The organism is Shinella sp., from assembly GCF_035998705.1.
Taxonomy (GTDB): Bacteria; Pseudomonadota; Alphaproteobacteria; order Rhizobiales; family Rhizobiaceae; genus Shinella.
This window is the reverse complement of the sequence record NZ_DASYHH010000013.1, coordinates 17,719-32,021: the sequence shown is the minus strand read 5'-3', so window position 1 is coordinate 32,021 and position 14,303 is coordinate 17,719. Positions and strand designations below refer to the sequence as shown.

13 protein-coding genes and 8 pseudogenes are annotated in these 14,303 nt (G+C 62.6%); 15 read left to right on the top strand and 6 right to left on the bottom strand.

What is annotated here, in order from left to right; all coding sequences use genetic code 11:
* A pseudogene (locus VGN93_RS11570) lies at positions 1 to 76 on the bottom strand (transcriptional regulator); the annotation flags it as partial.
* A 43-nt stretch (positions 77 to 119) separates the two neighbouring features.
* Between VGN93_RS11570 and VGN93_RS11565 the strand changes: the two are divergent.
* A complete protein-coding gene (locus VGN93_RS11565) occupies positions 120 to 623 on the top strand; it encodes a DUF6428 family protein (protein WP_327507599.1) in 504 nt (167 codons plus the stop codon).
* Between the two features lie 202 nt (positions 624 to 825).
* Positions 826 to 1,119 (top strand): annotated as a pseudogene (locus tag VGN93_RS11560) (SOS response-associated peptidase family protein); the annotation flags it as partial.
* Positions 1,120 to 1,198: 79 nt separating this feature from the next.
* On the opposite strand, the gene VGN93_RS11555 reads toward VGN93_RS11560, so the two are convergent.
* Entirely contained in the window at positions 1,199 to 1,375 is a 177-nt protein-coding gene (locus VGN93_RS11555) for a hypothetical protein (RefSeq protein ID WP_319324354.1), read from the bottom strand.
* 159 nt (positions 1,376 to 1,534) lie between these two features.
* On the opposite strand from VGN93_RS11555, the gene VGN93_RS11550 reads away from it, so the two are divergent.
* Complete coding sequence (locus VGN93_RS11550; RefSeq protein WP_319324352.1) at positions 1,535 to 1,753, top strand: hypothetical protein; 219 nt, start codon at positions 1,535 to 1,537, stop codon at positions 1,751 to 1,753.
* A 90-nt stretch (positions 1,754 to 1,843) separates the two neighbouring features.
* The gene (gene xth, locus VGN93_RS11545; RefSeq protein WP_319324350.1) at positions 1,844 to 2,632 is read left to right on the top strand and encodes an exodeoxyribonuclease III; all 789 of its coding nucleotides are present in this window, start codon (positions 1,844 to 1,846) and stop codon (positions 2,630 to 2,632) included.
* On the opposite strand, the gene VGN93_RS11540 is transcribed toward xth, so the two are convergent.
* Both VGN93_RS11540 and VGN93_RS11535 read right to left on the bottom strand, forming a co-directional pair.
* Positions 2,629 to 3,510 carry a hypothetical protein gene (locus VGN93_RS11540; protein WP_319324348.1) on the bottom strand — a complete coding sequence of 294 codons (882 nt, stop codon included), beginning with the start codon at positions 3,508 to 3,510 and terminating at the stop codon, positions 2,629 to 2,631. The two genes, xth and VGN93_RS11540, sit on opposite strands and share 4 nt — an antisense overlap.
* Positions 3,511 to 3,540: 30 nt before the next feature.
* On the bottom strand, positions 3,541 to 3,723 hold the full coding sequence (locus VGN93_RS11535; RefSeq protein ID WP_319324346.1) for a hypothetical protein: 183 nt from the start codon (positions 3,721 to 3,723) through the stop codon (positions 3,541 to 3,543).
* Positions 3,724 to 3,928: 205 nt separating this feature from the next.
* Here VGN93_RS11535 and VGN93_RS11530 point away from each other — a divergent pair.
* The 6 genes and pseudogenes from VGN93_RS11530 to VGN93_RS11505 all read left to right on the top strand — a co-directional run.
* Positions 3,929 to 4,072, top strand: a pseudogene (locus VGN93_RS11530) (Ku protein); the annotation flags it as partial.
* A gap of 52 nt (positions 4,073 to 4,124) precedes the next feature.
* Positions 4,125 to 4,837 (top strand): annotated as a pseudogene (locus VGN93_RS11525) (IS6 family transposase).
* Between the two features lie 478 nt (positions 4,838 to 5,315).
* Positions 5,316 to 6,705: pseudogene (locus VGN93_RS11520) on the top strand (alanine/glycine:cation symporter family protein).
* A 499-nt stretch (positions 6,706 to 7,204) separates the two neighbouring features.
* A complete protein-coding gene (locus VGN93_RS11515; RefSeq protein WP_263814914.1) occupies positions 7,205 to 8,788 on the top strand; it encodes a BCCT family transporter in 1,584 nt (527 codons plus the stop codon).
* Between the two features lie 92 nt (positions 8,789 to 8,880).
* Positions 8,881 to 9,252, top strand: a complete 372-nt coding sequence (locus VGN93_RS11510) for a helix-turn-helix transcriptional regulator (protein WP_319324338.1) — start codon at positions 8,881 to 8,883, stop codon at positions 9,250 to 9,252.
* A gap of 81 nt (positions 9,253 to 9,333) precedes the next feature.
* A complete protein-coding gene (locus VGN93_RS11505) occupies positions 9,334 to 10,593 on the top strand; it encodes a mechanosensitive ion channel family protein (protein WP_413818733.1) in 1,260 nt (419 codons plus the stop codon).
* Here the strand turns inward: VGN93_RS11505 and VGN93_RS11500 are convergent.
* Positions 10,565 to 11,200 carry a DUF1109 domain-containing protein gene (locus tag VGN93_RS11500; RefSeq protein WP_319324334.1) on the bottom strand — a complete coding sequence of 212 codons (636 nt, stop codon included), beginning with the start codon at positions 11,198 to 11,200 and terminating at the stop codon, positions 10,565 to 10,567. The genes VGN93_RS11505 and VGN93_RS11500 overlap by 29 nt on opposite strands.
* Positions 11,197 to 11,714: pseudogene (locus VGN93_RS11495) on the bottom strand (sigma-70 family RNA polymerase sigma factor). The gene VGN93_RS11500 and the pseudogene VGN93_RS11495 overlap by 4 nt, the downstream one beginning before the upstream one ends.
* A gap of 108 nt (positions 11,715 to 11,822) precedes the next feature.
* On the opposite strand from VGN93_RS11495, the gene VGN93_RS11490 reads away from it, so the two are divergent.
* The 5 genes and pseudogenes from VGN93_RS11490 (at position 11,823) to VGN93_RS11470 (ending at position 14,271) form a co-directional block, all read left to right on the top strand.
* Positions 11,823 to 12,086 (top strand): DUF2282 domain-containing protein, encoded by a 264-nt coding sequence (locus tag VGN93_RS11490; protein WP_319324332.1) that lies wholly within the window; start codon positions 11,823 to 11,825, stop codon positions 12,084 to 12,086.
* 73 nt (positions 12,087 to 12,159) lie between these two features.
* Positions 12,160 to 13,014, top strand: coding sequence for a DUF692 domain-containing protein (locus tag VGN93_RS11485; RefSeq protein ID WP_319324330.1), 855 nt, complete (start codon positions 12,160 to 12,162; stop codon positions 13,012 to 13,014).
* Positions 13,015 to 13,023: 9 nt separating this feature from the next.
* Positions 13,024 to 13,152: pseudogene (locus tag VGN93_RS11480) on the top strand (DUF2063 domain-containing protein); the annotation flags it as partial.
* A gap of 77 nt (positions 13,153 to 13,229) precedes the next feature.
* Positions 13,230 to 13,796, top strand: a complete 567-nt coding sequence (locus VGN93_RS11475) for a DUF2063 domain-containing protein (protein ID WP_319324374.1) — start codon at positions 13,230 to 13,232, stop codon at positions 13,794 to 13,796.
* Between the two features lie 13 nt (positions 13,797 to 13,809).
* Positions 13,810 to 14,271, top strand: a pseudogene (locus VGN93_RS11470) (DoxX family protein).
* The last annotated feature ends 32 nt before the right edge of the window (positions 14,272 to 14,303 follow it).

Here is a 14,303-nt window from a genome sequence, read left to right as displayed (position 1 = left end):
CCAGCGTTCGAACGATGGCGAGGCGGGTTTCCTGCGACAGGGCCGCGAATGAGGTGAGGGCTTGACGTTCGTCCATATTTCAATAATCCTTGAATCATTGAACAATAGGAGTAGCGCACATGAACGCGATCGACAAGGCCGATTTCGCCGATATCACGCTTGGCCAGCTTCTTGACGGCCTTGCGGCCGCGCCAGAGGCGCCGCTGGTGTTTCTCTACGAAGGGCAGCCGGTGCATGTCACCGAGGTCAAGGCGGGTGCATTCTCGGCGCTCGATTGCGGCGCCAACCCAGAAGCCTGGTCGGAGATGTTCATCCAGCTCTGGGATATCGACGAGGACGGCAGGAACCACATGCCGGCGGGGAAGTTCTCCGCGATCATCCGCAAAGTTTCCGATCACGTTCGACTCGATCCGGCGGCCAAGCTCACCTTCGAGGTCAGCGATGGAAACCGGGCGATGGCGCTTTATTGCGCGTCATTGCCACGCTTGGCTGATGGCAGGTTCGAGGTGGCGCTGGCGGCGCGGCCGTCGAGCTGCAAGCCGCGTGATCGCTGGCTCGTGGAGAAGGCGGCGGCTGGTTCTTGTTGTGGTCAAGCGGCGAGCACCTCAAAGTGTTGCTCATGAGCTGGCACGCTTTGCGGTCAACAACGAAACCTTGAATTCCGCGGCCAGCCCTTTGGCGGCGCTGTGACGGCATGGTGTTTTCAGGTGCCAAATCTGATATGATTTCCCATCGAGATCCGCCGTGCTGCGCTAGATTTGGAGGCTTCGCACGGCGGACCTCGCCACTAGCGCTGTTGGAAAAATCACTGGTGTCCACATAACTGAGTTCACCGCGCCGACCGACCCGAAGAAGAAGCGGAAGGACAAGTGGCTGTTCCGCAAGACCGGCGAGCCCATCTTTGCCATTGCCGGCATCTGGCGCGAGACCCAGGACGTCGGCGAGGCGTTTACCATGCTGACGATGGAACCGGGGCCGGATATCGCGCCCTATCACGACCGCCAAATCGTCATTCTGGAGCGGGAGGCATGGGCCGATTGGCTCGATAGTTCGGTTTCCTCAAAGGCGTTGATCAAGCCGCTTCCGAAAGGCTCCTTATCGGTGGAGCAGGTGGGATAGATCGATCCGACCGGAAAACAAGGCCGTTCTGCTTGAGACGGCAATATACGCCGGGCGCTTTCCATCTTCCCTCGGGCCGCTATTGCTGGCGGGACTCGCCCCATCCGAGCTTTCGGCAATAATCCTCCGCAGCGCGTATCGCCTCCCGCTGACTTGGAAAGGGACCTTTGAGGAAATCGGATTTGCCGCGGAACTGGATGAACACGCCCTTGCTGAGGACGTCGTACAGAATCTGCATGCCATCTTCGTATTTCACGATATCATATTCCGGTGGTCGTCCGGCACGAGAGGCGCCTAGGCGAGGCGGCATGAAATCATCCGTCGCGGTCCCCCGGCGTGCTCAATTGTAAATGTGGCTGCAAACTCGTCGCACGGCCGCTTGTTCCCAGACGAACTGTGATTTGGGGGGTGAGAAATGAGCAACGGAATTTTTGCACCAGACGAGCTTTCAACATTGAAGGATGTTTACGAAGACATCATCTCGCAACCGTGGTTCAGCCGCGATCCCGAGGCGAGAAAGGCGTTTGCGCGATATCTGCTCGACGCGTATCCAGGCGGGACCTATCGACCGGACCTTGATCGTCCGCTCCTGGAATCCGTCGCCCGCGAGCACTACGGTCACCGCGATCCCTAAGGGCTCGGCCTCGGCGATCGCCGCGAGCGGAACTTTTATTTTCCATCACCTGTTTCCCGGAACGATCATCGACCGTCGCGAGGAGACTGCGTGAAGATTGCCACCTACAACGTCAACGGCGTGAATGGCCGGCTGCCGGTGTTGCTCCGATGGCTGAAGGAGGACGCGCCGGATGTGGTCTGCCTTCAGGAACTCAAGGCGACGGACGAGAAATTCCCGCGGCGCGAGCTGCAGAATCTCGGTTACGAGGGAGTATGGCACGGCCAGAAAAGCTGGAACGGTGTAGCGATACTCGCCAATGGCACGCTTCCGGTTTTGACGCGGCGCGGGCTGCCGGGCGATCCTGACGACAGCCATAGCCGCTATATCGAGGCGGCCGTTGATGGCGTCCTGATCGGCTGCCTTTATCTGCCGAACGGCAATCCCGCGCCCGGCCCGAAGTTCGACTACAAGCTGCGCTGGTTCCGGCGCCTGCATGCCTATGCCGCCGAGCTGATCGAACTCGGCATTCCGGCGCTTCTGGTCGGCGACTACAATGTCATGCCGACGGATTTCGATGTCTATGCGCCGGAGCGCTGGCGTGACGACGCGCTGTTTCGCCCGGAGGTTCGCAAGGCCTATGCCGATCTCGTCGCGCAAGGGTGGTCCGACGCTGTTCGTCATCTCCATCCCGATGAGCGAATCTACACCTTCTGGAAATATTGGCGGAACTCATTCGAGCGCGATGCAGGCCTACGGATCGACCATTTCCTGCTCAGCCCGACCGTCGCACCGTGGTTGAGGTCGGCCAGCGTCCGGCGGGCTCCGCGAAGCTGGGAGCATACCAGCGATCACGCCCCCGTCATGATCGAGATCGATCCGCCGGCCGATGCGGATTAGGCGGACGGCTGAGAAACCATCCGTCTCTCGAGTGACCGCGCTGTCCGCCTCGCCTCACGCAGCTCGTCGATGGTCGGCAACCACCAACCTCGTTGACGCTCCCTTTCCGTCGGCTCGACCTTTGACGGCCACGTATGAACAAGCTCCTCAAGCGAGGGGACGCGCCAGGCTCCCCAGACGCGATCATCGTGAAAGTCCGGATAAAGATCGCCGACCTCGCATGGTTCGACCAACTCGCCGGTGACGTTGTCCACGACGATGATACCATATACCGCGGTGGCGATTGGCCGGTCCAGCCGCGGCAGATCCCCGGCGGGAAGCGCGATGCGTCTCCGCTTTCGCTCGGCTGCGCGGCGGCGGACTATTCTTTCTTCCTCGGTACCCTTGCGCGCCTCGGCGCGCTTGCGCCTTTCCTCTGGCTCGCAGCGCTGCGCCTCCGCTTCAATGGCCTGCCAGTGACCGACAAGATCGTCATAGGAAGAAAAGGGCACGCGCCAGGCCTTTTCGGCGCCGTCCCAGCGGGCGAAGGGAACTTGCCGGATCTCCTCGACGAGTTTGCGCGAATAGGGCGTTCTGACGCGAAACCCGTCCCTGTCGACGCTGAGATAGGGGCTGAGGATGGGTTCGAAGGCATAGGCGTCCCTCCCCTTCGCTTCGGCATAGGGGTCGACGCGGGATTGCTCTCTCGCCATCCAGCGGTCAATGCGTCGGCGGGCCGTCTTGCCAGGGACGATCCACGCCTTTCGCCTATCGCTCCAGCGAGCGCGCGGGAACGTCTCGCGAAACCGCTGGACCGTCATCCGGTCGAACGGGAAAGCGATAGCGGCATGCTCACCGTCCTCTTCGCCCTCACCGCCGATCTCGCGCTCCTCGTTCATGGCGTCACCGTGCTCAGGGTGGCCGGCCCGTCAGTGCTTTGTATGCCGATCGCCGCGATCGCCCTCGCCAGGCTTGGCCTCGGTTTTCGCCTTCTGGCGGCGGCCGGCGGACAGGGATCGGCCGACATCGACGCTTTCCTTGAACTGACCCTTCTCGTCACGGCGGACATAGCGCTTGTCTGTTCCGGTACCGATGGTTTCGCGCTTGGTCATCACAATATTCCTTTCCGGCTGTGGTCCGGGAAGAACGCACGGAGCGGCAAGAAAGATGCAACCAATCAAGGACATATTGCAGACTCGCAATGAGGGAGGCGAGAGGTCGCTAAGTTATTGCTTTTCCGATTCATTTTCGAATCTGAACAAATTCGCAAGTGATGCGCTTGACTCGCTTTGGTTGCGTCGAGTCGGGAGTTTCGAGATGGCCCAGCGTGCTCAGTGGAAAGGCTTCATCAAATTCGGCGAGGTGAGCTGCGGCGTCGGGCTTTATACCGCCGCCAGCACCTCCGAGCGCATCTCCTTCCATACGATCAACAAGAAGACCGGCAATCGCGTCAACCGCATCGGTGGCGTCGCCTTAACCGCGTGGTTGGGATAGGCTTGATATTCGGATTGTCATGACCGAAGCCCCGCATGCGCACTTCAAACGCCACCGCTTCCCAGCTGAGATCATTGCCCATGCGGTTTGGCTCTACTATCGATTTCCGCTCAGCTTCCGCGACGTCGAAGATCTGCTGGCGGAGCGCGGTATCAGCGTCTCATTCCAGACCGTCTCGGAATGGCTACTAAATTCGGGTTGAAGTTCGCTTATCAGCTCAGACGGCGCTCAAGAGGCAACTTTGCCGACAAGTGGCAGCTCGATGAGATGGTGGTGACGATCAAAGGAAATAAGTACTGGCTGTGGCGCGCCGTCGATGCCAACGGTTACGTCCTCGATGCCCTGCTGCAAAGCCGAAGGAACAAGGCAGCAGCCCTGCGTCTGATGAGAAAGCTGCTCAAGGACCAGGGTACTACCCCGCGCGTGATGGTGACCGACAAGCTGCGGTCCTACTCGGCCGCGAAGGTCGAACTGATGCCGGGCGTCGAGCATCGCTCGCACAAGGGAATGAACAACCGAGCAGAGAATTCCCATTTGCCGCTACGGCGGCGAGAGCGGCGAATGATGCGCTTCAAGTCCGCGCGACAATGTCAGCGTTTCGTCTCAACTCACGGCCAAATCGCCAATCTGTTTCTTCTTCACCGCAAATGCTTGACCGCCGCCGATCATCGCCAACTTCGCACCCACGCCATCTCGACCTGGCGGGAGATCACTTTGTCGATTGACGCGTAAAATTCAAGCCGAAGAAGCTATCGCGTCTCAAAATCGGTTAAGGCGACGCCACCGGCTGGTGTGCAGAAGCCATCCCGGACGCCTCGGCAACAGATACCTTGGAATGTCTTTTTATTGCGTCCTCGCTTGAATACTCTACGAGGCGAGCCGGCCGCGCAAGTCCACATGCGGCCCCGCACGCAGATTGCACGACCAGAAATTGCACTCATCGTTTTCGCCTGGCGCCGACCAACCGGCCAGTTGGGCTCTTCCAACGATACGGCGCGATCGCAGAGAATGATCGCGGCCTCTGCAAAACTCGCGCCCTTCCCCGCATATCTTGCTGGTTGCGGTGTCGATCATCCCGTGCAACACTTCGTCTGTCAGTTCATCTCAAATCACGGCGCAGACGAAGTTGCGGCGAACAAGTTTTGTTTGCCGCGGATAGGTATGCCGTGCGCACAGCAAAGAGACCGTCGTGACCGCACTCAATGCCTTCATCGATTTCCTCAATACGGTCTTCTGGGGCTACGTCCTGATTTACGGCCTGATCGCCGTCGGCATCTTCTTTACTCTGAGACTGGGCTTCATACAGATCCGGCATTTCCCCGAGCTCTTCCGCTCGGTAATACAGGCGCCGGCGAGCGACGCGAGTGGCATCACACCGTTCCAGGCTTTGTGCACCAGCCTTGCCTCGCGCGTTGGCACGGGCAATCTCGCTGGCGTCGCCGTCGCGCTGTTCCTCGGCGGGCCGGGCGCCCTGTTCTGGATGTGGGTCGTCGCCGCGGTCGGCATGGCGACGGCCTATTCCGAAAGCGCGCTCGCCCAACTCTACAAGATCACGGATCACAACGGCCAGTATCGCGGCGGTCCGGCCTTCTACATCTCCCGCGGGCTCAACGCCCCCTGGGCCGGCGCCATCTTCTCGGTCTGCCTCATCATCGCCTTCGGCCTGGTCTTTAACGCAGTGCAGGCGAATTCGATTGCCGATGCCATGCAGGGCGTCTTCGGCGTGGACAAGATCTGGGTCGGCCTCGCCCTCGCCGCATTGACGGCGGTGGTGATCTTCGGTGGCATTCGCCAGATCGCCCAGGTCGCCGAATATGTCGTGCCGTTCATGGCGGTCGCCTATCTCGGCATGGCGGTCTATGTCGTCATCGCCAACATCACTGCGGTACCAGGCGTGATCGCCCTCATCGTCAAGAGTGCCTTCGGTTTCGAGCAGGCCGCGGGCGGCGTGGCCGGTGCCATGTTGAACGGCGTCAAGCGCGGTCTGTTTTCCAACGAGGCCGGCATGGGCTCTGCGCCGAACATCGCAGCGGTGGCCACCCCCTCGCCGCACCATCCGGCCAGCCAGGGTTTCGTGCAGGCGCTCGGCGTCTTCATCGACACGATCCTGATCTGCACCGCGACCGGCATCATGATCCTTCTGTCCGGCGTGATGACGCCCGGCTCCGAGCTGACCGGCACTCCGCTGACCCAGGAGGCCATGGTGGCCCATATCGGCGAAGCGGGACGCTACTTCATCGCCATCGCCATCTTCTTCTTCGCCTTCCTCGATTATCGGCAACTATGCCTATTCCGAGAATGCGATGGTCTTCCTGAAACTCGACAACAAGGGCGCCATCGGCGTGCTGCGCATCGCCGTTCTGCTCATGGTGATCTGGGGCGCGTACACAACGGTCGCCGTCGTATTCAACATGGCCGACGCCGCGATGGGCCTGATGGCCTCGGTCAACCTGATCGCCATCCTGCTGCTCTCCGGCACAGTGGCGAAACTCACCAAGGATTATTTCGAGCAGAAGAAGACACGGGAGCCGCGCTTCGACCCGGGCGCTTATCCAGAACTGAAGGGCAAGATCGAGCATTCGATCTGGGCGGGAAAGTGAGTTCGGGACGCCAGCTTCAGCCAGCGCCCTTACCAATCGATCAAGGCTTGACGTCCGATAGTTCCGATGAAAACGCCGCGAGAAACCAGCTTGATCTCGCGGCGTTTGGCCCCTTGTCTTTGCGAGAACCAATTAAACGAAATGGGCGAGCAGCGGGAAGACCAGCAGGAAAGAGATGATCACGCAGGCAACGTTGGCAGCCCAGACAGCCACTCTCTCCGCTTTCGGTTCGGACGCTTTCATCGGACTCTCCTGAAAAAAGTGCAATCGTTTCGCTTGTAGGGTGAAAAGTGCTGCCCCGATATGAGCCAGCCCGCAGGCGCATGACAAGAGCGTCTGACCTAAATCGCCGCACTCCGCAAACGCGATCGGAGGAAGTTCCTTTTTCCGCCACGAATTTGCCATGATCGAAAATCCGTGAAATAACGAGCACTCAACATTCCGTATTGGAGGAAATGTGTCCGGATTGGCCTCCAGACTCAAATTGAAAGGACTTTTCGTGACCATTGAGAACGAAACCGACTATGAAGTCGGGCAGGACAACGTCAATATTCTGGGACTGGACATCCATAATCCGGTTTTCTTCATATCGGGCGGCATCATTGTTCTTTTTGTGTTCTTCGCCGCCACTTTCCAGGCGCCGATGACCGAATTCTTCAGCTGGCTTAGGCCGGCCGTCACGGAGTCCTTCGACTGGTTCCTCGCGACCGCCGCCAATATCTTTGTCCTCTTCTGTATCGTTCTGATCTTCAGTCCCTTCGGCAGCATCCGGCTGGGCGGCAAGGACGCCCAGCCGGATTTTACGTATACGGGCTGGTTCGCCATGCTCTTTGCGGCCGGCATGGGCATCGGCCTGATGTTCTACGGCGTCTCGGAGCCGGTCTCGCACTTCAGCGCCTCTTTCGCCACTGACGCCGGAACGGCCGATAGCTGGGCCCCGCTGTCGGGCGCTGCGGGCGATGTCGAGGCTGCGCGCCGGCTCGGCATGGCGGCGACCATATTCCATTGGGGCCTCCATCCCTGGGCGATCTATGCCGTCGTGGGTCTGGCGCTTGCCTTCTTCGCCTATAATCGCGGCCTGCCGCTGACCATCCGCTCCGCCTTCTATCCGTTGCTCGGAGAACGCGTCTGGGGGTGGCCGGGCCACCTCATCGACGTGCTGGCGGTCTTCGCGACGCTGTTCGGCTTGGCGACGTCCCTCGGCATCGGCGCGGAACAGGCCAATGCCGGCCTCAACCACCTCTTCGGTCTTCCCGTCTCCGAGACCTCGAAGATCATGCTCATCATCGGCATCACCGGGATCGCACTGTTTTCGGTGGTAGCCGGGCTGGATGCGGGGGTGAAGCGCCTCAGTGAAATCAACATGGCGCTGGCTGCTCTGCTTCTGCTCTTCGTCATCCTGGTCGGCCCGACGCTCGCCATCCTCACCGGCTTCTTCGAGTATCTGGGAGCCTATGTCGTAAACCTGCCCGCGCTCGCCAACCCCTTCGGCCGCACGGACCAGCATTTCTTCGACGGCTGGACGGCCTTCTACTGGGCCTGGTGGATTTCCTGGTCGCCCTTCGTCGGCATGTTCATCGCCCGCGTTTCCCGCGGACGGACGGTCCGGGAATTCCTGATCTGCGTCCTGCTCATCCCCTCGCTCGTCTGCGTGCTCTGGATGACCGCCTTCGGCAGCGCAGCCCTTCACCAGATCGTCGAGCAGGGCTCGAACGCGGTCGCGGAAGCGACGCTTGAGCTTCAACTCTTCGTCATGCTGGAGGCGATGCCGTTCGCCGCCATCACGTCGTTCCTCGGGATAGTCCTGGTCGTCGTCTTCTTCGTGACGTCTTCCGATTCCGGCTCGCTGGTCATCGACACGATCACTGCCGGCGGCAAGGTCGATGCACCCGTTCCCCAGCGTGTGTTCTGGGCAGTCTTCGAGGGACTGGTGGCGGTCGTCCTCCTGCTGGCCGGCGGCCTTGCCGCCTTGCAGGCAGCTGCCATCACCACCGGCATTCCCTTCGCACTCGTGCTGCTCGGCATGTGCGTCGCCCTCTGGAAGGGCCTCGCTTCGGAGCGAGCGAGACTGCAAAGCGCCTGAGAACAGCAGCAAAATCCGATCGGATCGCCGTGCATCGACACGGCGACCGCACCCTGCTGCTTTCCCGAAATTCATGAAACTGGAGAATGAACATGTTCAGCGACAACGCCGCACCGCACAACGATGACACGCTTGGCGGTCGCATATCGTTTGCTCGCGAGTCCTGCGGACTATCCGCTGAGGAAGCCGCAGAGCGACTGGGCGTCCTCGCCACGAGCTGGAGCGCATGGGAATGCGACCGGGATGTCCCGCGCGCCAACCGGCTGACGATGATGGCCGGTGTGCTCGGCGTCAGCCCGTCCTGGCTTCTGACCGGCTTCGGACATGGACCGCTGGAAGAAAAATCCGAGGACGGGCAGGCCGCCTTGCGCGAGGAACTCCGTCAGGCATCGGTGGATGTCGAAGTGCTGAACCGTCGATTGCGGACGATCGCCTCACACCTCGACGCCCGGGACGACCGGTAACGGCGGACCTTGCCGCAAGCCGGCGCTCTTGAGGTTCCTTGCGCCGGCCGAATGCACCCAAGTTCCACGGACAGGATAATGATCGCCAATTTCCCCGACGTACACCCGGTTCTCACCACGGGAATCGCACTTCTTGCGCTCGCGCTCGCCGCACTGTTCGCCAACTATGTGGTGAAAGCGCTGCTTGTACGCGCGCTCAACCGTGTGTTGACCCTCACCGCCTATGGCCGCGACCCGGAACTGCGCCGGCACGGACTGGTCGAACGGCTGGCGAACGTGATGCCGGCCTTGGTCATCTCGTCCGGTATCGCCCTCGTGCCACACCTGCCGGTCTTCGTCGTCATCGTCGTAAGGAACGTCTCCAGCGCTTTCATGATCCTGACGGTCGCCATGGCCGTCAGCGCCGCCCTCAACATCGTCGACACCCTCTATCATCGCCGGCCGGATGCGCGGCTCAAGCCGATCAAGGGCTATGTCCAGGTCGTGAAGATCGCCGTCTATGTCATCGCGGCGCTGCTCATGATCGCCACGTTGATCGACCGGTCGCCGCTGATCCTCCTGTCGGGCCTCGGCGCGATGGCGGCCGTGCTCATCCTGGTGTTCCAGGACACGCTGCTGTCGCTTGTTGCCGGCATCCAGATCTCTTCCACCGATATGGTGCGCGTCGGCGACTGGATCGAGATGCCGGGCCAGAACGCCGACGGCGACGTCGTCGAGATCGCGCTTCACACCGTGAAGGTGCAGAACTTCGACAAAACGATCACCACGATCCCCATCCGCAAGCTCGTGACCGATCCTGTCAAGAACTGGCGCGGCATGCAGGAATCGGGCGGGCGGCGCATCAAGCGTGCGATCTATCTCGATCAGACCAGCATTCGTTTCCTCGCGCCGGAGGAAGAGGAACGGTTGTCGAAGCTGGAGCGTCTGGAGACCTATCTGAAGCGCAAGCAGGCGGAACTGTCCGAATGGAACGACAAGCTCGGCGAGCGCGCCCGCATTCCGGCCAACACACGCCGCGCCACCAATATCGGAACGTTCCGCGCCTATGTGGAGGACTACCTGCGCAATCATCCGGGCGTCCATCAGGGCATGACGATCATGGTGCGGCAACTGCCGCCCCAGCCAGAAGGCCTGCCGCTGGAAATCTACTGCTTCGCCAACACGACCACCTGGGCAATGTACGAGGGCATCCAGTCGGACATCTTCGATCATCTCCTGGCGATCCTGCCCGAATTCGATCTGCGGGTGTTCCAAAACCCGAGCGGACGCGACCTGCAGGCTCTTTCACCGGGCAAAGCCTTCGCCGAGGCGATCACCAGCGCAGAAAGCGGCGTCCGATAAGGAAGCCGCAGGCGGTGACGGCGGCGATCCCGGCCGTATACCAGACAGCGACGAACAAGGGACTGTCGTCGGGGCAGTGCCAGGCGTAGATCGCCGCGGCGATCGCCCCGGCGGCAAAGCCGGCGACCGTTCCCGCCTGCCCCGGATCGTCGGGGGCGCCGTTCCTCAGCGCGAAGAGGAACCCCGCAAGCGGCGAGACGGCGAGGACCGGGATGAAGAAGACGCAGAAGGCGGCATGCCGACCGACCAGCGCCGGCATCCAGCCCTGCGCGGGCACCGCGAACAGTTCCAGCAAGACCGCCGCGACGACGGCCGCCGCCAGCAGGAGGAGCGTCAGCGCCGCCGCCTGCCACGGAACGCCGGGGCGGCCGATCAGGAAGACGAGGCGGGAGGCGAGGAGCGCCAGGAGCAGGGTTGCGCAGATCTTGAAGAAGACGCGCGCGGTCTCGAAAACGCTCAGCATGTCGTGGCGCAGGCCGACCGTCGCCACCAGCAGGAGCGCGGATGCCACTGTTCCGGCCGCAAGCGCCAGCGTCATCACGCGGCCGAGGCGCAAGCGCACCGGCGTGTCTTGCGCGAGAAGCTCGATCAGGTCATCCGTTTTCACGTTCCATCACTCCGATAGAGAGCGGCCAGCGCCTTCAGCGCCCGGTGCAGCGCCACGCGCACCGCCCCTTCGCTCATGTTCAGCCGTTCGGCCGTCTCCCGCACACCCGCGCCCTGAAGCGAGATCGAGCGTACGATGTCGCGCTGCGGGTCTTTCAGCCGCTCCAGCAGTGTCTCGGCATCCCGCCGGTCCATGGCATCCGCCTGTTCCTCGGCCTCCAGCATTCCGATCACGTCCTCGATCGGCACGCTGACATGGCGTCCGCGCCGGCGTAGCGTGTCAATCAGCTTGTTGCGCACGATCGTCGAGAGCCACGGACCGATCGGGCGAGCCGGATCCCAGGTGCCGCGCTTCAGGTGAACGGCCAGCAGCACCTCCTGCACCACGTCTTCCGCCTCGCTCGCCGGCGCACCGAACTGGTCGCAAGCCGCCGCGCCATGGCGCGCAGGTGCGGCGTCACCGCGCTCAGGAAGCGATGGTAGGCCTGCGTATCGCCCTCGACGGCCCTACGCATCCACGCTGTCCACTCCTCTTCGTGGGCCCACTGTTTCACCCGTTGCTTCGTCCGCGCCGTAGCCCCGATGCAAGCCAATAACGGCTTGCCTGATACGGAGAAGCGATCATGAAGAACAGCCTTGCCACTCTTGCGCTTGCCGGTTCGCTGGCCTCGGCGCTCGTCGCCATCGCCGCGCCCGCCGCTGCCGCCGACGAGGCGAAGGAAAAATGCTACGGCGTCGCGATGAAGGGCCAGAACGATTGCGCCGCCGGCGCCTACGACTGCGCCAGCAAGTCGATGATGGACTACGACAAGACCTCCTTCAAGCTCGTGCCCGCCGGCACCTGCGAGGCGATGCAGACGCCGAACGGCCATGGCTCGCTGGTCTAGGGCGCAGCCCCGGCCTGACAGGCATGCGGACGGCGCGCCCCGCGCCGTCCGTCCCGAACCGAGGAGATTCGCCATGAAAGCATCCCGCCTGCCGCGCCGCGCCGGCGTCGGCTTCAAGCCCGAGCATTTTGCTAAGATCGACGCGCGGCCGCAGCCGCTCGGCTTCTTCGAGGTCCATGCCGAAAACTACATGGGTGCCGGCGGCCCGCCGCATGCGCGCCTCGCCCGGTTGCGAGAAGACTATGCGCTCTCCATCCACGGCGTCGGCCTGTCGATCGGCGCCATGCAGCCGCTCGACGGCGAACACCTGACGCGGCTGAAAACCCTGTGCGACCGCTACGAGCCGGAAAGCTTTTCCGAACATCTCGCCTGGTCGTCGCACGGCGAGGTGTTTCTCAACGATCTCCTGCCGCTGCCCTATACCGAAACCACGCTCGCCCGGGTCGCGGAGCATATCGACCAGGTGCAGGAAACGCTGAAACGGCAGATGCTGCTGGAAAACCCGGCCACCTACCTTCTCTTCGACGAAAGCACGATCGAGGAAACGGCCTTCCTGGCGGAGGTGTCCCGCCGCACCGGCTGCGGCCTGCTGCTCGACGTCAACAACGTCTTCGTGGCGGCGACGAATCACCGGCTCGACCCGGCCGCCTATATCGACCGGTTTCCGCTCGACAGGGTTCGCGAACTCCATCTCGGCGGCCATTGCGATACCGTCGACGATGCCGGTTTCCCCCTTCTCATCGACAGCCACGACACCCCCGTCAATGATCCCGTCTGGGCGCTTTACGAGACCGTCCTTGCCCGCACCGGGCCGGTCGCCACCCTCGTCGAATGGGACAACGACATACCCGCCTGGCCGGTGCTGCGCGCCGAGGCCGGGGCGGCGCAAACGCTGCTCGATGCCGCCCTGGCGCGGCGCGCGGCGTGAGGGCCAGCCATGTCGAGCGAGATCCAGGACAGGTTCGCCGCAGCGCTCATCGACCGCGCGCTGCCCCCGCCGCAAGGCACATCGGCCTGGAGCGGACCACGGCCGGAGCGCCGCTTCGCGGTCTACCGCAACGATGTCGCAAGCGGCCTCACCGGCGCGCTCGCCACCCGCTTTCCCGCCGCCCGCCGTATCGTCGGGGGAATTTCTTCACGGCCATGGCGCTGGCCTATGCCGAACGGCATCTGCCACGCTCGCCGCTCCTTCTCTTCTACGGCGACGATTTCGCCGATTTTATCGCGACGTTCGAGCCGGCGCGCGACCTTGCTTACCTGCCCGACGTCATCCGGCTGGAGGCCGCGCGCGGACACGCCTATCACGCCGCCGACGCCGTGCCGCTCGATCCCGCCGCGCTGGCGCAGGTCCCGTCGGATCGATTGCCCGACCTCGTCTTCTCGCCGCATCCCTCGCTGTCGATCCTGTCGTCCATCCATCCCGTGGCCACGATCTGGGCAATGAACGGCGGCGGGCTCGAGCCCGGACCGATCAAGCCCTGGACAGGCGAGACAGCGCTCGTGGTGCGGCCGCGCCTGCTGGTCGATGTCCTGCGGCTGGAACCCGCCGAGGCGGCCTTCCTCCAGGCGCTGGCCGGCGGCGCCACGCTCGGCGCGGCGGCGGAGGACGCCAGCGCCCTGCGGGGCTTCGATCTTGCCGCAGCTCTCGTGCGTCTCCTGCAATCCGGGGCCTTCACCGCCATCCGAAAGGACAATACCAATGGACACTGACGCCAGCGCGGCCATGGCCGCATCGCACCGCCTCACGCATCGTCTCGAAGAGGCAACACGCCTGCTCGACCGCATACCGTATGACCTGATCGCCCTCGTTGCCCGCCTGTCGATCGCCGGCGTCTTCTGGCGCTCCGGGCAAACGAAGGTGGAAGGCTGGCATGTCACGGACACAGCCTTCTATCTCTTCGAGACTGAATACCGGCTGCCCTTCGTCAACCCCTGGATCGGCGCCCATCTTGCCGCTTTCGCCGAGCATCTGTTCCCGGTGCTCCTCGTCATCGGCCTTGCCAGCCGCCTCTCCGCACTGGCGCTTCTCGGGATGACGCTGGTGATCGAGATCCTCGTCTATCCCGACGTCTGGCCGACACACGGCACCTAGGCCGCCTGCCTTCTTCTCATCGCCGCCCGGGGATCTGGCCGGTTTTCCCTCGACCATCTTCTCTCCCGACGATGGAAAACGCGGGCGGATTAAGGAAATCGGCAGAAATGGTGTAGGAAGATCAG